The following is a 22,103-nucleotide window of genomic DNA, read 5'->3' on the forward strand; positions in this document are numbered from 1 at the left end:
GTCTGAAGCTATTAGTCTTGCCTGCCCCTTGGGGAAGGTGCCGAACGTAGTGAGGCGGAAGGGGGAAACGCAAGCTATGTATTTTAAATTTATGAGGGAGAAAGAATATGCCAAAAGATAAAGCTTTAGAAATGCAGGCGGAAGCCAAGTTTGCTGTGCTGCAGCAGGAGCTGCGGCGTTTGGGCAGTGTGCTGGTTGCGTTCAGCGGCGGCGTTGATTCGACGTTTTTGCTGCAGGCGGCGCATTTGACTCTTGGCGATAAGGCGCTTGCGGTGACGGCGCGTTCCGGCGTTGTGCCTCAGCGTGATATAGCAGAGGCAGAGGAGTTCTGTCGGAAGCAGGGAATCCGTCATCTTTACTTTGATTTTGATGAGCTGCAGGTGCCGGGGTTTGCCGAAAATCCGCCGGACCGCTGCTATATCTGCAAAAAAACGCTGTTCAGCAATTTCTTACGCATTGCGCAGGAGAACGGTACTGTGCTTTGCGAGGGTTCGAATATGGATGACCTGGGCGATTACCGCCCCGGTCTGAAGGCTTTGGCGGAGCTTGAGGTGCAGAGTCCTTTGCGCGCTGCGCAGCTGACGAAGGCAGAAATCCGCCTGCTGTCGCATAAGCTGCAGCTGCCGACTTGGGATAAGCCGTCATTTGCTTGTCTTGCTTCGCGCTTTGTTTACGGCGAGCGTATTACAGCGGAGAAGCTGGCGGCGGTGGATAAGGCGGAGCAGCTTTTGTGGGAGCTGGGCTTTAAGCAGTTCCGTGTGCGTGTGCATGGCAGTTTGGCGCGCGTTGAGCTGTTGCCCGAGCAGCTGGAGCTGGCAGTGGCGGAGCCGATGCGCAGCACGATTTACAAAGGATTGAAGGCTGCAGGCTTTGCTTATGTGGCGCTTGATTTGCAGGGCTATCGTACAGGCAGCATGAATGAAACGCTAAAGCAGGATTAATTATATTTACAGCGAATTTTATCAGCAGCCTGTTACGAGTATGCAGGCTTCAGATTAGGAGGAAGATTATGAAAAGCTTATATTTGGAATGTAATGCCGGTATCAGCGGCGATATGCTGGTAGCAGCACTTTTGGACCTGGGCGCGGACAAAGAGGCACTGGATAAGGCTCTGCAGAGTATTCCTGCAAAGGGCTTTGAGTATAAAATCAGCAGAGTGTCTAAAGCAGGCGTTGACTGCTGCGATTTTGATGTTATTCTGGACGAGGAGCATGCTAACCATGACCACGATATGGCCTTTTTGCATGGCAACGGCGATGCTGTAGTGCATAGCCATGAGCACGAACACGAACATCATCATGACCACGACCATGAGCACGATCATGAACATCATCATGACCACGACCATGAACATGAGCACAGCCATGTGCCGCATGAGCATCATCATCACCATGAGCACCGCGGTCTGCAGGAGGTTATTGCGATTATTGATGCTACGGATATGAGTGCTGCAGCCAAGGCATTGGCATTGAAAATTTTTGATATTATTGCGGATGCTGAGGCAAAGGCGCATGCTGTGGAGAAGAATGCAGTGCATTTCCATGAGGTTGGCGCGATTGATTCCATCGTTGATATTGTGGCGATTGCTGTGTGTGCCGACAGTCTTGGTGTTGAAAACGTAATTGTGCCGGAGCTGTGCGAGGGCCGCGGTACTGTCCGCTGCCAGCATGGCGTGCTGCCGGTGCCTGTTCCTGCAACAGCTAATATTATGCAGCGCTTTGGCTTTAATGTACGCTTGCTGCCGGTGCAGGGCGAGTTCGTTACACCGACCGGTGCTGCTGCCGCTGCTGCGCTGATGACTACGGACGAGCTGCCGCAGAGCTTTAAGATTCTGGGCATTGGTCTGGGAGCAGGCAAGCGTCAGTATGAGCGTCCCAGCATTTTGCGTGCGCTGCTGATTGAGGATAACGCGCAAAAAAAAACTCTGTAAATAGCAATGCTTTGCAGACAGATTGCATCTGCCAGCTGCAGTCTGATATTGATGACTGCAGCGGCGAGCTTTTGGGCTACACGCTGGAGCGCCTGTTGTCGGCAGGCGCGTTGGATGCTCATTATCAGCCGGTGTTTATGAAGAAGAGCCGTCCGGCGTGGGAGCTTACTGTTATCTGCCGCGAGGAGGACAGAGCGAAGCTGGAAGCGCTGATTTTTGCGGAAACGACAACCATCGGTATCCGTTGTGCGCGCATGGAACGCACTGTGCTGCCGCGTCGCAGGGATGTGGTGCACACTGCTTACGGTGATGTAGCGGTGAAGCGCTGCCTGCTGGAGAACGGCGAACGCTGTTATGTTGAATATGACAGCGCTGCCAAACTGGCGCAGGAGCAGGGAGTGCCGCTGCAGGATATCTATCTGGCGGCACAGCTGGCGCAAAAAAACATAAATTAGCCACAAAAGTGTGGTATAATATCTCCATAATACGTCAGAGAATGGAGAAAAAATGACTAATGTTTTCGATTTGATAGAAGAATTTTATACACAGGATGAAGAATGGAATTCGGTACTGCAGCAAGCCTGTGCTGAGGATTTCCTGCGTTATAAAACCTGGCAGGGAGCCAAGGACGGCGAGCTTGTCAAGATTTGGGATTATATTACGATTCTTTGTATTTACCTTGGCAATTCCGAGAACTTTCTCGGTGATATGTCGCGCGAGGATTTTATTGACTGCGTGGGCTGGTGCTGCCGCAATGTTTCCGGCTTCCCGGCAACGGAGAGTAACATCGCACATTTCCTGGATGTTATGCAGGAGTTTTATGCATATATGAAAAAGAAACGCATTATTACCCGTGATAATGCGCCTGCCGAAGCCAAAGCCAAGCTGTTGGCTGACGGAAAACTGCAGATTGTCGGCAAGGACGGCAGCTTTTTGCCTGGGAATGACCGCTACAATCTGTATTCTACGCCGGATTTGCCGACGAAGGTGTACTTGAATATCGGCGAGAGAATGCATAATTTGCTGGATGATGTGCAAAGCTACTATACGCAGAAGCAGTTCCGTCGCGATTTGGAGCGGGCCGATTTTCTCTTCGGCGGTATTTTTCAGAACGGTACAGTTCAGGAAAAGCCGGGCACGGAGGAATATTCACAGACCTTTTGGGATTATTTTCTTTTTGACTATCGCTTGCTTGAAGATGACAAAACGCCGCTGCAGCATTACCATGATGTAATCTGCCGTGATGCTTCCGAGATGGATACCTCCGTTGATATTTTGAATGAGCTGATTAAGGCAAAGCTGGTTCTCTTTGATGTGCAAAGACGCACGGAGGAGGGAATGTATGTCTGCAGAAATATTTTCACCAATGAAAAATATACGCTGATGCTGCCGGTAGATGATAATATTGACACAGAAGGCTATATTTTCATGGGCCATATTTTTTATGAAAATACTATGGTGATGAACTTCCTGCGCGGACTGGTGATGTCGCAGACCTCGCGTAAACGCTTTTTCGAGGTTGTCAGTGCGGCGAAAGACTGGTTTGCCGTGCGCCAAAGCGGCGAGATGAGCTGGGAGGAGTTCATCAACCGTAATCCGATGTTCGTGCGCCATGTTTCTGTTTTGTATGCCATCTATGTGCGTATGGAGGGCTTTAATTTCAGTACGCAGATAAGTGATTATCAGCCTGCGGCGCTGCTTGAGGACAAGACCTCGGCAATGCTGGAATCTCTTAGAGGAACAGGCCTTTTTTCTGCCTATGATATACAGCTGATGCGTACCATGTGGAGCGATTTTATGCTTCGTGGCAATGCTTTGCTTGATAATACAGACGCTGATTTTGAGCATTGGACGGCAGCGGTTATGTACTGCTTTGTTAAGCTGAATGATGTTTATACCTTTACAGAAAAGCAGGTTTTTGCTATGTGCCGTGCTACCGACCATGCAAAGCTGAAGCAGATGATAGATATGCTAAATGAAACCTTGCAGCTGGAGGCACACGACCCGCGTTATGTTAACGAAGAGGGTTTGCTGCTGATGCTGTTGCAGTGAGAGGAGGCACCAGAATATGAAGTGTGATTTTTGCGGCCACGAGGTTGCTCCCGGCACAGTGGAATGTCCGTACTGCCATTATCAGTTCAAGATTGATGCGCAGGTGCTCAGTCCGGAGGAGCGCGATACCTTTGAGGGTGTGACAATTGACGAGAGTGCAGGCACTGCTGACGACAGAAGTGCTAAGGAGGGTGCCGTGTATGACAGCGGCGCTGATGCCTATGATTCTTATAATGAAAGACAGCAGCAGGTGCCGCCGAATATCAAGGTACATACCTTTGGCTGCGGCAGCGGCATTCTGATTACTTTTCTGATTTTGTGCGGCATTGTGGCAGTTATCTTCTTTTTGCTGCCGACGTTTATTGTCTTTGCCGCTGTCGGCGCAATAGTTTTGTTTATTATGCGTCTTTTTATGGGCTTTTAATGGCGTAAAAATGTATTTCTGACGGCCGGCAGTGTTGCCTTGGGCAGAGCTGCCGGCTTTTTTTGTCTGTTGTAGAAATTTTTTCAAAAAAATTTTAAAAAGCCGTAAAAATATAGAGGATTTTTCTGATTGACGGCGAATAATATGCAGGTACACAATGTGTGAAAAGAATAGGAGGCATAAGATATGCATAGTTACAGCATGGATCTTGGCGGCAGAACTCTTACTATTGAAGCCGGCAAGATTGCAAAACAAGCTAATGGCGCTGTATTAGTTCGTTATGGCGATACCGCCGTAGTAGTTGCCGTTACCGGCACCAAAACCCCGCGTGAGGGTGTAGACTTCTTCCCTTTGACTGTTGATTTTGAAGAAAAAATGTACGCCGTAGGTAAAATCCCCGGTGGCTTTATTAAACGCGAAGGCCGTCCGTCTGAGCAGGCTATACTGACCAGCCGTCTGATTGACCGCCCGATTCGCCCGATGTTCCCGGAAGGCTACCACAACGATGTACAAATCGTTGCTACCGCTGTTTCCGTTGATCCCGACAATGCTCCGGATATGCCCGCTATGATTGGTGCATCCTGCGCTCTGTCTATTTCCGATATTCCGTTTGAAGGTCCTATCGCTGGTGTGCGCGTAGGCCTGATTGATGGCGAATTCATCATCAACCCGACTGTTGAACAGGCTAAGATCAGCCAACTGAACCTGGCTGTTGCCGGCACCAAAGACGCTATCCTGATGGTAGAAGCAGGTGCTAACGAAGTTTCCGAAGAAACCATGCTGGATGCTATCTGGTTCGGTCATGGCGTAATCAAACAACTCGTTGAGTTCCAGGAGAAAATCGTTGCTGAAATCGGCAAAGAGAAAATGGAAGTTCCGTTCTACGCTCCGCCTGAAGAAATGGTTGCGGAAATCGAAGAATACGGTGCTCAAAAGCTCAAAGATGCTCTGATGGATGCCAACAAGCTGGAGCGCGAAGAAAACGTTGCTAAGGTTAAAGCTGAAATCGCTGAAGTATTCCTGGAGAAATATCCTGATAATGCTAAAGACGTTGCTTACATCACCCAAAAACTGGTTAAGAAAATCGTTCGCCGCACTATCTCTGTAGATAAGATTCGTCCTGACGGCCGTCAATTAGACGAAGTACGTCCGGTAAGCTGCGAGGTTGGCCTGCTGGCTCGTCCGCATGGCAGCTCTCTGTTCACCCGTGGTCAGACTCAGATTTTGAACGTTCTGGCTCTGGCTCCGCTGCGTGAAGCACAGATTCTTGATGGTCTTGGCGCTGAGGAAACCAAGCGTTATATCCATCACTACAACTTCCCGCCGTACAGCGTAGGCGAAACCAAACCGTTGCGTAGCCCCGGCCGTCGTGAAATCGGTCATGGTGCTCTGGCTGAGCGTGCTTTGCGCCCGGTTATTCCTTCCGAAGAGGAGTTCCCGTATGCAATCCGTCTGGTATCCGAGGTTCTGGAATCCAACGGTTCCTCCTCCATGGGCTCTGTTTGCGCAAGCACCCTGTCCCTGATGGATGCAGGCGTTCCTATTAAGGCTCCTGTTGCCGGCGTTGCTATGGGCCTTGTTAAGGATGGCGAATACTTCACTATTCTGACTGATATCCAAGGTCTGGAGGATGCTCTGGGCGATATGGACTTTAAGGTTGCAGGTACCGAAAAAGGTATTACTGCTATCCAGATGGATATTAAGATTGACGGTATCAACAAGGATATCTTCACCCAGGCTCTGGCACAGGCTAAACGCGGCCGTGAATTCATCATGGGCAAAATGATGGAATGCATCAGCGAACCGCGCAAAGAGCTGTCCAAATATGCTCCGAAGATTACTACTATCCATGTAGATCCTGATAAGATTGCTAAGGTTATCGGACCTGGCGGCAAGATGATCAAGAAGATTGTTGACGAAACCGGCGCTAAGATTGATATCGATGATACCGGTCGCGTATTTATCGCTGCTGTTAACACCGAGGCTGCTAATAAAGCTATCGAGATGATCGAGGGCATTACTGCCGAAGCTGAGGTTGGCAAGGTTTATACCGGTAAGGTTACCCGTCTGATGAACTTTGGTGCTTTCGTTGAGATTCTGCCGGGCAAGGAAGGTCTGGTACATATTTCCCAACTGTCTACCGAGCATGTAGATAAGGTTGAGGATGTTGTAAGTGTTGGCGATGAAATTGTTGTTAAGGTTACCGAAATCGACAACAAGGGCCGCATTAACCTGTCCCGCAAGGCTGTTCTGATGAAGAGCGTGCAAAAATAATTTGTGAATTTAAAAGAGCTGTCGCATTTGTGACAGCTCTTTTTTGTAAATTGGAGGAGTGAGTTGCTAATGAAAACACGTGGTTTTGAAAAGGTTGCCAAGTATATGCAGGTGGAGTTCCCCATGCCGGAGCGCAAGACACAGTTCAGCGCCGGTTATGACATCAGCGCTGCCGAAGAGGTTGTACTGGAGCCGGGTAAGCTGGTGCTGGTGCCTACAGGTGTGAAGGCTTATATGCAGACAGGCGAGTTCTTGGGTCTGCATATCCGCAGCAGCATGGCCGTAAAGAAGCATCTGATGCTCGTGAACAACGTGGGCATTATCGATGCGGATTATTATAACAATGCAGATAACGAAGGTCATATCATGGTGGCACTGCTGAATATGGGCAGTGAGGCTGTGACGATTCCGCAGGGCGAACGCATTGCGCAGGGCATTTTCTACAACTATCTGACCGTTGACGATGACGATAAGGTGGAGAAGGCTGTACGTGCAGGCGGCTTCGGCAGCACGGGAAAGAATTAAAGGAAGAAAGCATTATGAAACAAAACTATCAAATTTTTACAGCAGTACTTTTGGCTTCCATGAGCCTTGCAGCAGCTGCTCAAGCTGATGATTTTGCTGATACTCAGCTGCTACAAACGTCGCAGCTAGTGCAGGCGCAGCGCTCGACAGCGATGCAGCGTTACGCAGGCGGACGCTTGCAGGCTATCTGGAATCCGCAGGTGAAGCACAATGATGTGGACTGGTGGCTGCGTTCTTTTAGTGAATGGGAGAGCTATTACGATGATGCTGTAAGTGGCAAAAGCCGTTCTGTAGCTGCCGGTATGGATATGAATACGGGCAAGGAGACGCGCACCGGTATTTATGGCATGTATAATCATACGGAGCTTAGCGGCGGCGTAGCCGAGGCCTTGCAGCAGGACTGGCGCATTGGTGCGTACATGGGTAAGCAGCACGGAGCTGTGCAGCAATATGGTTATGTGAACTATGGTAAGCTGGGCAATCATTATAATGATCTTTGGGAGGACGTAAAGTATCGCGGTCAGATTGTAGAGCTAGGCGGCGAATATAAGTATGATTTGCATCATGATGATGGCAAAACCTATCATGTTTCGCCCTATGTGAACATGCAGGCTTCACGCTATATGCAAAAGAGCTACCGTCAACCTTATCTGGAAGGTCGTGAGCTTGTACACCCTTCTATGAACAATAATTATCTGGCCGGGGAGACTGGTGTAGAGTTGCGGCGTGAGCTGCAAAACGGCAATTATGCTGTCCGCCTTGGCTATAAGCGTGTGTTTGCGGGTGAGGCGCCTGTGTATTGGTACACAGTGGAAGGTGCTGATGGCCCGACGATCTACTCGAATGATATCGACAAGGATTATCTGCATCTGACGCTGGGCGGAACGCTGAAGCTGACGAAAAACCTTTCTGCGACGGCGGAGGGTGCCTAGCTCGAAGGCGAGCATGACCGTGAGCTGAAGGCGGACGTGAAGCTGAACTGGGCGTTTTGATCTGAAGTGAGACTTTTCTTTTGGCTATGCTCAATGCTACTACCGTTAGGTAGTAGTAAACCTGGTTTTTGTAACATCCTTACATATTGAGCTTTTAAAAAGTCTGCGAAATTTTATTCATTGACAAATACCTATGATGGTAATATCCTATCTGTGACAGATGAATAAGGGTAAAAGGCTCGGAAAGCGCATGGTTACTGCGTTTTTCGAGCCTTTCGTGCTTGAAATTGTGAGTGCTTTTTCGTGAGCATAAAAATTTTTTTCCTATCTTTTTTGATAATAATTTGGTAGTCAGTACGAAAACCAAAAGCTTTATGCAAACTATCTGTCAGGTCAGTACGTGTACAGCTTGGAATAAAACCTTAAAAAGAATTCTGTCATTGTGTTTGGAGAGAGAAGAACTGTTTTTATATAGCTTTGCTTGGAGCTTCGGTTAAAAGTGTAAATAGTTTACAATTTTAACGAAAAAGTGTAGACAATATAGGGAAGTATGATATAATTAATGTAGATAATTTTGGAAAATGGAGGTTTTCTCGATGCAGAAAATTGATCAGGCATGTGTAAACACTCTTCGCTTTTTGGCAGCAGACCAGGTAGAAAAGGCTAAATCCGGCCATCCTGGTTTCCCTCTGGGTACCGCTCCTTTGATGTACACCATTTGGGACCGCTTTATGAATTATAATCCGGCTGATCCGCAATGGTTCAACCGCGACCGTTTCATCCTTTCTCCGGGTCATGGCAGCGCTTTGCTGTATGCAATGCTGCACCTGGCAGGCTATGACCTGTCCCTGGACGAGCTGAAAAACTTCCGTCAATGGGGCAGCAAGACTCCGGGCCATCCGGAATTCGGCCTGACTCCGGGCGTTGACGTTTCTACCGGTCCTCTGGGCCATGGCTTTGCTATGGGCGTTGGCTTTGCTATTGCTGAAGCTATGCTGGGCGCAAAATACAACAAACCTGATTTCCCGGTTGTTGACCACTATACCTTTGGTCTGACCTCTGACGGTGACCTGATGGAGGGTGTTTCCTGCGAGGCTGCTTCTCTGGCAGGTACCCTTGGCTTGGGCAAACTGATTTACTTATATGATGACAACAAAATTACTATCGAAGGCAGCACCGATATTGCCTTCACTGAGGATGTTGAAGCCCGCTTCAAGGCTTATGGCTGGCAGGTTCTGCGCGTAGAAAGCAGCGAGGATGTTGACGCTATGCAGGCAGCTATCGAAGAAGCTAAGGCTGATACCATGCATCCTTCTCTGATTATTGTACGCACTCACATCGGCTTCGGCAGCCCGAAACAGGACAGCCCGTCCTGCCATGGCGAGCCGCTGGGTGGTGAAGCATTGGCAGCTACCAAAGAAAAAGCTGGCTGGCCGCAGGAAATGTTCTATGTACCTGCTGAGGTTAAAGAACATTTTGCTGCTAAGCTGGATGGCTGCGCTGCAAATGAAGCTGCCTGGAATGCTTTGATGGATGACTATAAGATGGTATATCCTGAGCTGGCTAAAGAACTGGAAGACCGCATTGCCGGCAACTCCATGGTTAACCTGACTGCTCTGGAAGCAATCTTCAAGGATACCGTTAAGAACGCTACCCGCGAAGCAAGCGGCGATATTATCCAAGTTCTGGCTGCACAGCTGCCTGAGCTGGTTGGCGGCAGTGCTGACCTTGGCCCGTCCAACAAAACTATCATGAAAACCGGCGGTTACTTCTCCAAGCTGGACAGAACCGGCCGTAACATTCACTTTGGCGTTCGTGAACACGCTATGGGTACCGTTTTGAACGGCATTTCCCTGCATGGCGGTTTCATTCCCTTCGGCGGCACCTTCCTGGTATTCGCTGACTTCCTGCGTCCTACCATCCGTATGGCTGCACTCATGGGAATTCAGTCTGTATTCGTACTGACTCACGATAGCATTGCACTGGGCGAAGACGGTCCTACTCATCAGCCGATTGAAACCACTATGGCTCTGCGTCTGATTCCGAACGTAAGCGTTATCCGTCCGGCTGACGCTCTGGAAACTGCTACCGCATGGCAACAGGCTTGCCTGAACAAACATAAACCTACCTGCCTGCTGCTGAGCCGTCAAAAGCTGACCGTTCTGCACGATTATGCAGCAACCATCCATGAAAACGCTCATAAGGGCGCTTATGTACTGAGTCCGGCTAAGAACGAGGCTAAGGCTGTTCTGATCGGTACCGGCAGTGAAGTACATCTGGCACTGGCTGCACAGGCTAAGCTGGCTGAAGAGGGAATTGATGTTAGCGTTGTATCTATGCCTTGCTGGGATGCTTTTGATGCTCAAAGCGATGAGTATAAAGAAAGCGTTCTGCCTGCAGGCGTAACTAAATTTGCTGTTGAAGCTGGTGTGCCGTACGGCTGGAGCCGCTACACCGGCACTGAAAAGAATGTTCTGGGCATTACCACCTTCGGCGCTTCTGCACCTGGCGATGTAATGATGGAAAAATACGGCTTTACTGTTGAAAACCTGGTTGCAAAGGTTAAAGCAGCGCTGTAAGCATAAGTTAAAACTGAGCTTGAAGACCACTCTTCGGAGTGGTCTTTTTGCGTTGCAGCATATGATGTGTGAAGTACTGCGTTCCCTTGTGTTGCTCATGTATAGTAAGCGAAAAGCGGAATCAATCATAAGTAGGCTATGCAGTTATTTTTTATACATTTTATGCATACGGATTGCATAAATTGTGGTATAATAAGAAGATAATAATGTATAACTGTCTTCATTACGCTGTCGCGCTTTGGCCGGCACGTAAGCGAGCAGGAGGTGCCGGATATGGAAGAAAAAAATATAAAGGACACTATCAGGGCCAAGGCCAATGAAGCCGCTGAAGCTGCTGCCGAAGCAGCACAGGCTCAGGATGGCGAGGAATATGGCGATATCCGTATCGCTGACGAGGTTATCTGTATCGTTGCCAGTCTGGCGGCACAGGAGGTTCCCGGCGTTGTTGGCATGAGCGGCGGTCTGACAGATGGTATTAACCGCTTCTTGGGCAAGGAAAACGCTTCTAAAGGTGTGCGTTTGCATTTTGAAGGCAAGCTGGTAAATGCCAGCGTTTATATTAATGTCGAATACGGCTGCTGTATTCCGGAAATAGCTTTGGAGGTACAGGAAAAGGTTAAGGACGCTATTGAGGCGATGACCGGCTATGAGGTGCAGTTTGTGGACGTCAATGTCGAAGGCGTAGCAAAACGGCGCGCAAGTGAGCTGGAAAAGGAAAGCTCATCTGATGTTGATATGGCGGAAATTTTGCAGGCGCAGGCTAAGAGTGCGGAAGCAACGGAGGCTAATTCCTTTGAACAGCAGCTGGTTAATCTGCATGATGACCATGATTTCAAGCTGCCGCCGGAGGAGGACATGGACGATAAGCATAGGAAATTTTTAGAGGAGGATTAACGGTTATGGGTATTGCGGATAGAATTATCCTGACACTGTATACGATATTGATGGCAGTAGCATCAGTGCTGACGTTACTGTGCAGTCTGGGCGTTTTTTCGGATACCGGTATGGTAGCGTTTATCAGCCATATCCCGGGCAACTGGGTTTATGCTGTGGGCGGCGTGATTATGTTGCTGGTAAGCCTGCGCCTGCTGATTACCGGCTTGGGGCTGACGGGCGTAAGCTCGCTGAAGTTGAGTGACAGCGATAAGGGCAAGGTGCTTGTAGGCAAGGGCGCCCTAGAGGATTATATTGCCGTTCTGTCGCAGGAAATTTACGGCATCCATCATGTAAAGGTTATTGTGAAGCTGGAGGATCAATGCATTGATGTACGCATTAATGCTTCGATTGAACCCGGCATAAATATTCCGGAAACCTCCGGTGAGATTAAGACTAATGTCCGTGAGACGATTAAAAAGGTTACCGGTATAGAGGTTAAGGAAATAGAGCTGTTCTTCAAACAGATTAAGGCAAAGGAAGAATAGGAGGCAGAAGCTATGTTGAACGATATTCTCAATGATATCTGGAATAATTATCGCGGCCGCCTGCTGTGCTCGGTATTTGGCTTGTTTATTGGCGTGATAGTGCTGTGGTTGGGCTTTTTTCAGGCACTGTTTTTGATGCTTTGCATCGGCTTGGGCTTTTTTATCGGTTGCAAGCTGGATAAAAAAGAGGATTTGCTGGAGTGGTTGGATAGGTTACTGCCGCCAGGCTATCACAGATAAAAGCGGTAGCGGCGAAAGATAAGGCACCATTTGTTTCGCCTCACATTAATAGGTAGCGGCGAAAAATAAGGTACTATCTGCCTAATCTGAATCCATCATCATACAAGATATTTATTAATATTTTTTATACAAGGAGAGTGTGCAAATGATTCGTAGACTTGCAAGAGAGGTTGCCTTACAGGCATTATTCCAAATAGACTTTACCGGTAATGAGGTAGAACAGGCTGTTGACGCAGCTTTAGATGAGCACGAGGAGCTGCATCCGGAGGCTGCGGTAGACAAGGCTTTGAACCAGCATAAGGAGCTGGGGGCAGCAAGTGCCAGAAACTATGTTAAGAAGTATTCTATGGTGCTTGTTAACGGTGTTGTAGAAAACAAAGAGGCTATTGATGCGACTTTGAACAGCTGTGCAACTGACTGGACTGTAGAGCGTATGCCTGCTACCGACAGAAATATCCTGCGCGTAGCAGTTTTTGAAATGCGCCATGAAAAGCCTGCTTTGGCTGCAGGTGTTGCTATCAATGAGGCAGTGGAGATTGCCAAGGCTTATGGTACCGAAGAATCTCCGCGTTTTATCAACGGTGTTTTAGGTAAGCTGGCAAGAAAATGAGCCAAAAGGTTTATTTAGGTATTGATACCAGCTGCTACACTACCTCTGCCGCACTTTTAGCGGAGGACGGCAGCCTGCTGGCCGAGGCCAGACAGATTTTGAGCGTTAAGCCGGGACGCTGCGGCCTGCAGCAGTCCGAGATGGTTTTTCAGCATACACGCAATCTGCCGCGCTTGGTGGAGGAGGTCTTTGCCGACAAGGACTGTACCTTGGCGGCGATTGGTGTCAGCGGGCACCCGCGTCCGCTCGCGGACTCCTATATGCCGGCGTTTCTTGCCGGCATGAGCGTTGCTCGCAGCCTGTCGGCTGCCTATAAGGTGCCGCTTGAGGTCATCAGCCACCAGGAAAATCACCTGGAGGCCGGTCTTTGGTCTGCTGGTGGTCCGCAGGTGGAGCGCTTTTTGCTGCTGCACGCCAGTGGTGGTACTACTGATTTGCTGCTGTGCGAACGTCGTGAGGACAGCCGCTACAACCTGACGCAGGTTGGCGGCAGTTTGGATTTGCATGCCGGTCAGTTTGTGGACCGCATCGGTGTGGCGCTGGGACTGCAGTTTCCGACAGGTCCGGCGCTGGAGCAGCTTGCAGAACAGGCGGAAGCGCCGCTGGAGCTGCCGGTGTCCGTGCGTAAGCTTGATGTGAGCTTATCGGGACCTGCAACTGCCGCTATGCGCAAGCTGGAGGCGGGGGCAGATGCTGCTTCTCTGGCCTTGGGTGTGGAGCATACGCTGGCGGAAACCTTTGCCCGTCTGCTGCGTAACGGCGCAGCAGCATATGGTGTGCGAGATGTGATTTTGGTTGGCGGCGTCGGCTCCAACAAGTACATCCGCAAGCATGTTGAAGAAAAGCTGGCGAAGCGCCGTGTGCGCCTGTGGGTGCCCGAAGGTCGCTTCAGCTGTGATAATGCCAGCGGTTGTGCCGCTGTTGCCTGGAGATTACATAAAGAAAATGACTGAAGCTGTTTATTCGGTAAGCGAAATAAATAATTTCATAAAGCATATACTGGAGCAGGAGCCGGAGCTGCGTAATCTGCAGGTTGTCGGTGAAATCTCCAATTTTAAGCGCTATCCATCAGGTCATTGCTACTTTACGCTGAAGGACGCCGGTGCGGTGCTCAAATGCGTAATGTTCCGTAGCAAGGCTATTAATTTGCGCTTTCAGCCGCAGAACGGCGATACTGTGGTAGCAGTTGGCCGTCTGGCTGTTTATGAACGCGACGGCGTTTATCAGCTGTATACTGATTTACTGCTGCAGCATGGCGTGGGCGATTTGATGCAGGCTTACGAAAAGCTCAAGCAGAAGCTGGAACGTGCCGGCCTGTTTGCGCCTGAACGTAAACAGCAGCTGCCGCTGCATCCGCGCACTGTGGGTATTATTACCTCTCCTGCAGGTGCCGCTGTGCGTGACGTCATAACAGTGTCGCGCAGGAGAAATCAAGGCATAAAGCTTCTGCTTTATCCTGTTAAGGTGCAGGGCGAGGACGCTGCGGCGGAAATTGCTGCGGCTATTGAATTCTTTAACCGCAAAAAACTGGCTGATGTCCTAATTGTGGGGCGTGGCGGCGGTTCTATCGAGGATTTGTGGGCCTTTAACGAAGAAGTTACCGTAAGAGCGGTGGCTGCTTCTAAAATCCCGGTGGTCAGTGCCGTAGGCCATGAAACAGATTTTACGCTGTGTGATTTTGCTGCTGATGTGAGGGCTGCGACACCGTCGCAGGCCGCGGAGCTGGTGGTGGCAGATGTTGAAGGCTACAAGCAGCGTGTTGCCTATCTGGAACAGCGTGCGCGCAGTCTGCTGTCAGCTTTGCTGACGCAGCAGCAGCGCAGATTGGATAATTTAGTTAATTCGTGGGCGTTGCGTGACCCGGAAAGGCTTTTTGCCGACCAAGCGCAACGTCTTGATACTGCTTCGCGCAGACTGCGTGAAGCCTTAGAGCTGCAGCTGCAGCAGGACGAGCACAAGCTGGCGCTGGCAGCAGCAAGACTGGATAGCCTCAGTCCGCTGGCAGTGCTGGCGCGTGGCTATTCTGTGAGCCAAAAAGCTGATTATACGCTGGTAAGCAGTGTTGATGAACTTAAATGGGGAGACGAGCTGCTGACGACAGTAGCAGATGGTGTGATAACCTCGGTTGTACAGCAGGTAGAAAGGCGGTAAGAAATGGCAGCGAAAAAGATTGCAAAGAACATAAAGTTTGAAGATGCCTTGAACGAGTTGGAAGCACAGGTACAGCTTCTGGAAAGCGGTGAGCTGCCTTTGGATAAGGCGCTTGATGTTTTTAAGTATGGTGTGGAGCTGAGCCGCGTCTGCAGCAGCAGACTGGAAACAGTGAAACAGGAGGTTGAAAAAATCGTCGTTACCGACAGTAATGACGCTGGCTATAAATTAGAAGCATTCCAGGATTTGGAGGTAAAATAATGGATTTTAAGGCTTATTATGCTAACCAGCAAAAACTGGTAGAAAACTATTTGAAGAACAGAATTGCCAAAAAGGGTATTTCCAAGGTAGATGAAGCTATGGAATACAGCCTTATGGCAGGCGGCAAACGTATCCGTCCGATTCTGCTGATGGCTGCGGCAGAGGCTGTGGGCAGCAAGGGCTACAATTATTTGCCTGTGGCTTGCGGTCTTGAAATGATTCACACCTATTCTCTGATTCACGATGATCTGCCGTGCATGGATGACGATGATTATCGTCGCGGCCGTCTGACCAATCATAAGGTTTTTGGTGAAGCTATGGCAGTGCTTGCCGGTGACGGCCTGCTCACTTTGGCGTTTGAGGTAATGCTGGAGCAGAAGAATGTTGACCCTAAGGTTTTGATTGAAACTGTACGCGAAATGGCTATGTGTGCCGGTAACTTCGGTATGGTTGGCGGTCAGGGCCTTGATTTGGAATTTGAAGGCAAAAAGATTACGCCGGAGGAGCTGCGCAAACTGCATGCGGGCAAGACCGGTGCGCTTTTTATTGCTGCCATCCGCGGCGGTGCGCATCTGGCTGGTGCTAATGACCAGCAGCTTTTGGCTCTTACCAAATTTGCTGATTTGCTGGGACTTGCCTTCCAGATTACCGATGACATTCTTGATGTCGAAGGTACTGAGGAGGAGCTTGGCAAGCCGGTAGGCAGCGATGCTAAGAACCACAAATCTACTTATGTAACACTGTACGGTCTGCAGGCAGCACACGAGTTGGCAGAAAAGACTGTGGCAGAGGCTTTGGAATGTTTGGAAATGTTTGGCGAGAATGCAGAGCCGTTACGTGAAATTACCCGCCTGATGACTGACAGAAAGAAGTAATTATGGCAGAGAATAAATTTTTAGATAAAATTAATTCACCGGCTGATGTTAAAAAGCTTTCCGTGCCGCAGCTGGAGCAGCTGGCTAAGGAAATCAGGCAGCTTTTAATCAGTGTTATTTCACACACCGGCGGCCATCTGGCACCGAACCTGGGGGTGGTAGAGCTGACTTTGGCCTTACATAAGGTTTTCGATACGCCGGAAGATAAGATTATTTTTGACGTAGGTCATCAGGCCTATATCCATAAAATTATCACCGGACGCAGGGAGCAATTTTCTACGCTGCGTCAATACGGCGGTCTTTCCGGCTTCCCCAAACGCAGCGAAAGCGAGCATGATGCTTTCGGTACCGGTCATTCCAGTACGTCTATTTCTGCGGCATTGGGCATGGCCTGCGCCCGCGACCTGCAGGGTGAGGATTATAATGTCGTAGCCGTTATCGGCGACGGCTCTATGACCGGCGGCATGGCCTTCGAGGCGCTGAACAACGCCGGTATGCTGCATAAGAATATGATTGTCGTGCTCAACGATAATGAAATGTCTATTTCCAAAAACGTGGGCGCGATGAGCGAATATCTTTATCAGCTGCGTACAGGCGAAACCTATAATAAAATTAAAAATGATATTGAGGGCTGGCTCAAGAATATGGAGTTCGGCAGTGATGTGCTGAAGGCTATCCGCCGCCTGAAAGGCAGCGTAAAGTACCTGATGGTGCCTACTTCTATTTTTGAAGAGCTTGGCTTTACTTATTTGGGACCGGTTGACGGACATGATCTGGAGGGCCTGCTGGATGTAATGCAGGCTGCCAAGAAGATTGACGGACCGGTTATGGTACATGTGCTGACGAAAAAGGGCAAGGGCTATAAGCCTGCGGAAGAAAGCCCCAATAAGTTCCACGGTACCGGCCCCTTTGATATTGCTACCGGCAAAAAGATTACTAATCCGAATGCACCCGTAAGCTATACCGAGGTTTTGGGTAAAACCTTGAGCAAGCTGGCTGATACCGACGATAAAATTGTTGGTATTACGGCTGCAATGCCTGATGGCACCGGCTTGAATATTTTTGCCGAGGCGCATAAGGACCATTTCTTTGACGTAGGTATTGCCGAGCAACATGCGGTTACTGCGGCTGCAGGTATGGCTGCTGCAGGAATGAATCCTGTGGCGGCAATTTATTCTACCTTCATGCAGCGTGCTTATGACTCCATCATGCACGATATCTGCATGCAGAAGCTGCACGTAACGCTGTGTCTGGACCGTGCCGGTCTTGTCGGTGATGACGGCTATACGCATCATGGCGTTTTTGACTACGCTTATCTGCGCAGCATTCCCAACATGACCATTATGGCGCCGAAGGATGAGAATGAACTGCAGCACATGCTGAAAACAGCGCTGGATTTTGACGGACCTGTTTCCGTGCGTTATCCGCGCGGCAGCGGTGTGGGCGTTGCGCTGGATACGCAGTGGCAGGATTTGCCGATTGGTAAGGCAGAGGTGCTGCGTACAGGCAATGATGTCTGCGTCTGGGCGATTGGCAGCATGGTGCAGACTGCTCTTGATGCAGCGGAGCTGCTGGAAACGCAGGGAATCAGCGCAGGTGTTGTGAATATGCGTTTTGCCAAACCGCTGGATGTTGAACTCTTGCGTGAGCATGCGCAAAGCTACGGCAAGATTATTACTCTGGAAGAAGGCGTACTGGCAGGCGGTGTCGGCAGCGCAATTCTTGAAGAGCTTAATGAAAATAAACTGTTGGAGCAGTGTGAAGTACGTTGCTTCGGCATTCCTGACGAATTTGTTATGCATGGCGACAAAAAGCTGCTGTTCCGTGATTTGGGACTGGATACGCCAACCATTGCTGCCAAGGCTGCAGCATTTGTAAAGGGTGAAGAAGAGTGAAAAAAGAAAGACTTGATGTTCTGTTAGTTAACCGCGGTATGTTTGAAAGCCGTGCCAAGGCGCAGGCTGCGGTTATGGCAGGACAGGTATTGGTCAATGAACAGAAAATAGATAAACCGGGTACACCGGTGGCACCGGAGGTTACTATCCGTCTGCTGGGTAACAAGCTGCCCTATGTAAGCCGCGGCGGTCTGAAGCTGGAGAAGGCTTTGCAGATTTTCCCCATCAGCGTAGACGGCAAGGTTGTAGCTGATATCGGTGCTTCTACCGGCGGTTTCACCGACTGCGCGCTGCAGAACGGTGCGGCAAAGGTGTATGCGATTGACGTAGGCTACGGTCAGCTGGCGTGGAAGCTGCGCAACGATGAGCGTGTAGTGAACATGGAGCGCACCAACGTGCGTTATCTGGAAGCAGACAGCCTGCCCGAGCAGGTGGATGCTGCAACTATCGACGTAGCCTTTATTTCGCTGGATAAAATTTTGCCGGCGGTACACAAAATCCTCAAGCCCGAAGGCTTTGTAGTGGCTTTAATCAAGCCGCAGTTCGAAGCAGGCAAGGAAAATGTCGGCAAGAAGGGCGTTGTGCGTGATGCTGCCGTGCACGAGCAGGTTATCAATAACGTCATCAGCTTCGCCAAGGGTGAAGGCTTCGGCATTGCCGGATTGGATTTTTCTCCTATCAAGGGACCGGAGGGCAATATTGAATATCTGCTGCACCTGACGCTGGGTGACGACGATGCCGTAAGCAGCGAGCAGGTAGCACAGCTTGTAGGCCGCAGTCATGGCGACTTAGATAAGAAAGCAGAAAAGACAGAGGCATGAGATGCAAAAAAAACGTTTAGGGATTTTCCCCAACCTTGGTAAAGAAAACGTCTGCATTGCTCTGCCGGAATTTATTCAGCTCTGCAAGGACTGGGGGCTTGAACCGGTGTTGCCTGTGGATGTGGCGCAGCAGTATGGCGTAAGCAGCTACAATAAAAGTGAGCCGCAGACGCTGAAAACGCTGGACTATGGTGTCAGCCTCGGCGGTGACGGTACACTGCTACAGATGGCGCGCCACCTTGCACCGCTCAATGTGCCTGCCTTTGGTATCAACTTCGGCAAGCTGGGATTTTTGGCAGAGATTGATTTGCAGGGTATGTATAAGGCTATCAGCCGTCTGGCACAGGGCAACTATACGCTGGAAAGCCGCAGTCTGCTGCAGGCCAGAGTTATCTGCGGCGATAAGCTGCTTGCTACGGCGCATGCGCTCAACGATTTAGTTTTGGCTAAGGGCATGTTCAGCAAGCTGGCGCATATGATGCTTTTTATTAACGGACGTTTATCAGGTAAATACGCAGCAGATGGCTTGATTATAGCAACGGCAACCGGTTCTACGGCATATTCTCTCTCAGCAGGCGGACCGCTTGTTATGCCGGAGCTTGATGTCAGCGTCATTACTCCTGTCTGCGCACATTCGCTGACGAACAGAGCGCTTGTTATTCCTATGTCGGAAACAATAGAGCTCAGGCCGATTCCCGGCAGTGAGGAAATGCTGCTTTCGGCTGACGGCGAAAATGTTATCGAGGTGCCTAACGATACCAGTGTGCATATCGCCAAATCGCCTTATGAGATGAAGTTTGTAAGACTTACGCGACGCGATTATTATCAGACTTGGCAACAAAAATTAATGCGCAATTTATAGGAGGCGCACGATAAGGCACCGTATACTTCATCAGGATAGATATATAGAATTATTTTGCTATTAGAGGTGATTGACTATGAAAATGACCAGACATGCTAAAATAAAAGAGATTATTGACAACAATAAAATTGAAACGCAGGAGGATTTGGCTTCCGCTTTACGTCATCAGGGCATTGATGTTACGCAGGCTACGGTTTCGCGTGATATCAAGGAACTGATGCTGGTCAAGGTGCCGGATGCCAACGGACATTATCACTATGCTTATCCGAAGGAGCACAGTACAATGCTGACTATGGAGCGTCTGGAGCGTACCTTTAACGATTCTATCGTCAGTGTGCGTGCTTCCGACAGCATGGTGGTAATCCGCACGCTGCCGGGCACAGCGCAGGCTGTTGCCTTTGCCGTAGACTACATGAAATGGCCGGAGATTCTTGGTTCTATTGCCGGTGATGACACCGTTTTCATTGCTCTGCCAAATAAAGAAGCTGTAATCACTCTGCTGGAACGCTTCAAGGATTACAGATAAGCGAGGCAAGGGATTATGCTGCAATCATTGCATGTTCACAATTTTGCACTGTTAGAGGACGCGCATGCTGATTTTACCCCCGGCTTCAATGTTTTTACAGGCGAAACCGGTGCCGGTAAATCTATTCTGATAGATGCCTTCGGTATGGTGCTTGGCGGGCGCTCTTCTGCCGATTACGTGCGCAGCGGTACTGACGGACTGTGGGTGCAGGCTGTTTTTGATGTGAGCGGTCAGCAGGAGATTAAAGCGCTGCTGGCGGAGCACGGTCTGGAGCCGGAGGAGGATTTATTCCTGAAGCGTCAGATTAGCGCTGCGGGCAAAAGCCGTGCTTTTATCAACGGCGTGCAGGTGCCCTTGGCTGTGCTGAAGGCTATCGGTGCGCGTTTGGTGGATATTCATGGCCAGCACGAGAACCAGGCCTTACTGAAGCCTGATGCGCCGCTGCATCTGACGGATGCTTTTGGCGGTCCGAAGCTGGCGCAGGCACTGCAGGAGTATAAGCAGCTTTACAGCGAATATACTGCTGCGGTAAAGCATTTGAGCAAACTGGAGCAGGAAAATGAGCAGCAGGATTTGCTGCTGGACCGTTATGCTTGGGAAATCAAGGAGATTTCGGACGCTGCCTTGAAGCCTGGCGAGGAAGATGGTCTGGAAGCAGAGGCACGCCTGCTGCAGAACAGTGAGCGCATTATGAAGGCTGTGGACAGCTCATATCAGCAGCTTGATGAGGAGGACGCAATTCTTTCGCGTCTGGCGCGAGTGCGCGACCAACTGCAGTATGCGGCACGCTACGACAGCCGTCTGGCGCCGTTGGCAGAGTGTGCTGACAGTGCCTGGATCAGCTTGGACGATTGCCGCACGGAGCTGAGCGAATATATGGCAGGCAGTGAGTTTAACAGTGAGCGTGCAGCGCAGGTACAGCAGCGCCTTGATATTATTTACCGTCTGCAGAAGAAGTACGGCGGCAGTACACAGTCGGCGTTGGAATATCTGCAGCAGACGCAGGAAAAGCTGGAGCAACTGCAGCAGATTGCAAAGCTCTTAGAGCAGGCACAGAAGGCGGTAGCGGAAGCGGTTGTGCGTTTAGGACGTGCTGCCGCAGTGCTTACTAAGCTGCGTGAGGCCAGCGCACAGGCGTTGGCGCAGCGAATTACACAGCATATCCGTGATTTGGCGATGCCTAACGGTGTGCTGCAGATAAAGTGCGGTCAGCTGGATAAGTTTATGCCGCTGGGACGTGATGAGCTGAAATTTATTTTCAGCGCGAATATGGGCGAGCCGTTAAGCGACCTGGAAAAGGTCGCGAGCGGCGGCGAGCTGAGCCGTATTGCTTTGGCGGTAAAGACTGTGCTGATGAACAGCGGCGATGTTGCGACGATGGTATTCGATGAGATTGATACCGGTGTCGGCGGTGTTACGGCACAGAAGATGGCGGAAAAAATTGCTGCTATTTCCAGCGTCGGTCAGGTGCTGTGTATTACGCATTTGCCGCAGATTGCTGCCTTTGCGGATAATCATATCCATATCGAAAAGCAAAGTGCCGACGGACGCACGGTAACACAGCTGACAACGCTTGATTATAACGGACGTCTGCAGGAGCTGGTGCGCATGACGGCAGGCGCAACTGCCAGCAGGGCGGCCTTTGAAAGTGCTACCGAGCTGCTGCAGGGTGCGGAGCAGATAAAAAGCAGCTTACAGCGACTGCGGGAGAAATGAGGTAAGATA

The 22,103-nt window shown here is 50.0% G+C and carries 20 protein-coding genes and 1 pseudogene; all 21 read left to right on the top strand.

What is annotated here, in order from left to right; genetic code table 11:
* The first annotated feature begins 107 nt into the window (after positions 1-107).
* Positions 108-941 carry an ATP-dependent sacrificial sulfur transferase LarE gene (larE, locus tag RDW05_RS09705; protein WP_307978873.1) on the top strand — a complete coding sequence of 278 codons (834 nt, stop codon included), beginning with the start codon at positions 108-110 and terminating at the stop codon, positions 939-941.
* Between the two features lie 65 nt (positions 942-1,006).
* Positions 1,007-2,385, top strand: a pseudogene (gene larC / locus RDW05_RS09710) (nickel pincer cofactor biosynthesis protein LarC).
* Positions 2,386-2,437: 52 nt separating this feature from the next.
* The gene (locus RDW05_RS09720; RefSeq protein ID WP_307978877.1) at positions 2,438-3,982 is read left to right on the top strand and encodes a hypothetical protein; all 1,545 of its coding nucleotides are present in this window, start codon (positions 2,438-2,440) and stop codon (positions 3,980-3,982) included.
* 16 nt (positions 3,983-3,998) lie between these two features.
* Complete coding sequence (locus tag RDW05_RS09725; RefSeq protein ID WP_307978878.1) at positions 3,999-4,406, top strand: hypothetical protein; 408 nt, start codon at positions 3,999-4,001, stop codon at positions 4,404-4,406.
* 186 nt (positions 4,407-4,592) lie between these two features.
* Complete coding sequence (locus tag RDW05_RS09730) at positions 4,593-6,680, top strand: polyribonucleotide nucleotidyltransferase (protein ID WP_293723421.1); 2,088 nt, start codon at positions 4,593-4,595, stop codon at positions 6,678-6,680.
* Between the two features lie 69 nt (positions 6,681-6,749).
* Positions 6,750-7,205 carry a dUTP diphosphatase gene (dut, locus tag RDW05_RS09735; protein ID WP_304277434.1) on the top strand — a complete coding sequence of 152 codons (456 nt, stop codon included), beginning with the start codon at positions 6,750-6,752 and terminating at the stop codon, positions 7,203-7,205.
* A gap of 14 nt (positions 7,206-7,219) precedes the next feature.
* A complete protein-coding gene (locus tag RDW05_RS09740) occupies positions 7,220-8,137 on the top strand; it encodes an autotransporter outer membrane beta-barrel domain-containing protein (RefSeq protein WP_307978879.1) in 918 nt (305 codons plus the stop codon).
* A 596-nt stretch (positions 8,138-8,733) separates the two neighbouring features.
* Positions 8,734-10,716 carry a transketolase gene (gene tkt / locus RDW05_RS09745; RefSeq protein WP_210684367.1) on the top strand — a complete coding sequence of 661 codons (1,983 nt, stop codon included), beginning with the start codon at positions 8,734-8,736 and terminating at the stop codon, positions 10,714-10,716.
* A gap of 273 nt (positions 10,717-10,989) precedes the next feature.
* Entirely contained in the window at positions 10,990-11,610 is a 621-nt protein-coding gene (locus tag RDW05_RS09750) for an Asp23/Gls24 family envelope stress response protein (protein ID WP_307978880.1), read from the top strand.
* Between the two features lie 5 nt (positions 11,611-11,615).
* Positions 11,616-12,137 (top strand): alkaline shock response membrane anchor protein AmaP, encoded by a 522-nt coding sequence (gene amaP / locus RDW05_RS09755; protein WP_021719914.1) that lies wholly within the window; start codon positions 11,616-11,618, stop codon positions 12,135-12,137.
* A 12-nt stretch (positions 12,138-12,149) separates the two neighbouring features.
* Positions 12,150-12,377, top strand: coding sequence for a DUF2273 domain-containing protein (locus RDW05_RS09760; protein ID WP_293723430.1), 228 nt, complete (start codon positions 12,150-12,152; stop codon positions 12,375-12,377).
* Positions 12,378-12,522: 145 nt separating this feature from the next.
* Positions 12,523-12,987, top strand: coding sequence for a transcription antitermination factor NusB (gene nusB, locus RDW05_RS09765; RefSeq protein WP_307978881.1), 465 nt, complete (start codon positions 12,523-12,525; stop codon positions 12,985-12,987).
* A complete protein-coding gene (locus RDW05_RS09770) occupies positions 12,984-13,940 on the top strand; it encodes an O-sialoglycoprotein endopeptidase (RefSeq protein ID WP_307978882.1) in 957 nt (318 codons plus the stop codon). Before nusB ends, RDW05_RS09770 begins: the two co-directional genes overlap by 4 nt.
* Entirely contained in the window at positions 13,933-15,138 is a 1,206-nt protein-coding gene (gene xseA / locus RDW05_RS09775; protein WP_307978883.1) for an exodeoxyribonuclease VII large subunit, read from the top strand. Before RDW05_RS09770 ends, xseA begins: the two co-directional genes overlap by 8 nt.
* A 3-nt stretch (positions 15,139-15,141) precedes the next feature.
* Entirely contained in the window at positions 15,142-15,399 is a 258-nt protein-coding gene (gene xseB, locus RDW05_RS09780) for an exodeoxyribonuclease VII small subunit (protein ID WP_307978884.1), read from the top strand.
* Positions 15,399-16,274, top strand: a complete 876-nt coding sequence (locus tag RDW05_RS09785) for a polyprenyl synthetase family protein (RefSeq protein ID WP_009145018.1) — start codon at positions 15,399-15,401, stop codon at positions 16,272-16,274. The genes xseB and RDW05_RS09785 overlap by 1 nt, the downstream gene beginning before the upstream one ends.
* Positions 16,275-16,276: 2 nt before the next feature.
* On the top strand, positions 16,277-18,169 hold the full coding sequence (dxs, locus tag RDW05_RS09790; RefSeq protein ID WP_307978885.1) for a 1-deoxy-D-xylulose-5-phosphate synthase: 1,893 nt from the start codon (positions 16,277-16,279) through the stop codon (positions 18,167-18,169).
* Positions 18,166-18,990: a TlyA family RNA methyltransferase gene (locus tag RDW05_RS09795; protein WP_210684375.1), complete on the top strand. Its 825-nt coding sequence runs from the start codon at positions 18,166-18,168 to the stop codon at positions 18,988-18,990. Before dxs ends, RDW05_RS09795 begins: the two co-directional genes overlap by 4 nt.
* 1 nt (position 18,991) lies before the next feature.
* Positions 18,992-19,852 (top strand): NAD(+)/NADH kinase, encoded by an 861-nt coding sequence (locus RDW05_RS09800; RefSeq protein ID WP_304095871.1) that lies wholly within the window; start codon positions 18,992-18,994, stop codon positions 19,850-19,852.
* Positions 19,853-19,928: 76 nt separating this feature from the next.
* Entirely contained in the window at positions 19,929-20,378 is a 450-nt protein-coding gene (argR, locus tag RDW05_RS09805) for an arginine repressor (protein ID WP_293813422.1), read from the top strand.
* Between the two features lie 15 nt (positions 20,379-20,393).
* Positions 20,394-22,094, top strand: a complete 1,701-nt coding sequence (gene recN, locus RDW05_RS09810) for a DNA repair protein RecN (RefSeq protein ID WP_307978887.1) — start codon at positions 20,394-20,396, stop codon at positions 22,092-22,094.
* The last annotated feature ends 9 nt before the right edge of the window (positions 22,095-22,103 follow it).

The sequence above is a fragment of the uncultured Phascolarctobacterium sp. genome (genome assembly GCF_902463975.1).
Classification (GTDB): Bacteria; Bacillota; Negativicutes; order Acidaminococcales; family Acidaminococcaceae; genus Phascolarctobacterium_A.

Bases quoted from the DNA above. Each gene is read 5' to 3' on its own strand.
- tkt (WP_210684367.1), top strand. From the start codon at position 8,734: ATGCAGAAAATTGATCAGGCATGTGTAAACACTCTTCGCTTTTTGGCA.
- xseA (WP_307978883.1), top strand. From the start codon at position 13,933: ATGACTGAAGCTGTTTATTCGGTAAGCGAAATAAATAATTTCATAAAG.
- RDW05_RS09785 (WP_009145018.1), top strand. From the start codon at position 15,399: ATGGATTTTAAGGCTTATTATGCTAACCAGCAAAAACTGGTAGAAAAC.
- RDW05_RS09800 (WP_304095871.1), top strand. From the start codon at position 18,992: ATGCAAAAAAAACGTTTAGGGATTTTCCCCAACCTTGGTAAAGAAAAC.
- nusB (WP_307978881.1), top strand. From the start codon at position 12,523: ATGATTCGTAGACTTGCAAGAGAGGTTGCCTTACAGGCATTATTCCAA.
- xseB (WP_307978884.1), top strand. From the start codon at position 15,142: ATGGCAGCGAAAAAGATTGCAAAGAACATAAAGTTTGAAGATGCCTTG.
- RDW05_RS09760 (WP_293723430.1), top strand. From the start codon at position 12,150: ATGTTGAACGATATTCTCAATGATATCTGGAATAATTATCGCGGCCGC.
- dxs (WP_307978885.1), top strand. From the start codon at position 16,277: ATGGCAGAGAATAAATTTTTAGATAAAATTAATTCACCGGCTGATGTT.
- larE (WP_307978873.1), top strand. From the start codon at position 108: ATGCCAAAAGATAAAGCTTTAGAAATGCAGGCGGAAGCCAAGTTTGCT.
- RDW05_RS09730 (WP_293723421.1), top strand. From the start codon at position 4,593: ATGCATAGTTACAGCATGGATCTTGGCGGCAGAACTCTTACTATTGAA.
- amaP (WP_021719914.1), top strand. From the start codon at position 11,616: ATGGGTATTGCGGATAGAATTATCCTGACACTGTATACGATATTGATG.
- RDW05_RS09750 (WP_307978880.1), top strand. From the start codon at position 10,990: ATGGAAGAAAAAAATATAAAGGACACTATCAGGGCCAAGGCCAATGAA.
- argR (WP_293813422.1), top strand. From the start codon at position 19,929: ATGAAAATGACCAGACATGCTAAAATAAAAGAGATTATTGACAACAAT.
- RDW05_RS09725 (WP_307978878.1), top strand. From the start codon at position 3,999: ATGAAGTGTGATTTTTGCGGCCACGAGGTTGCTCCCGGCACAGTGGAA.
- RDW05_RS09770 (WP_307978882.1), top strand. From the start codon at position 12,984: ATGAGCCAAAAGGTTTATTTAGGTATTGATACCAGCTGCTACACTACC.
- RDW05_RS09740 (WP_307978879.1), top strand. From the start codon at position 7,220: ATGAAACAAAACTATCAAATTTTTACAGCAGTACTTTTGGCTTCCATG.
- RDW05_RS09720 (WP_307978877.1), top strand. From the start codon at position 2,438: ATGACTAATGTTTTCGATTTGATAGAAGAATTTTATACACAGGATGAA.
- recN (WP_307978887.1), top strand. From the start codon at position 20,394: ATGCTGCAATCATTGCATGTTCACAATTTTGCACTGTTAGAGGACGCG.
- dut (WP_304277434.1), top strand. From the start codon at position 6,750: ATGAAAACACGTGGTTTTGAAAAGGTTGCCAAGTATATGCAGGTGGAG.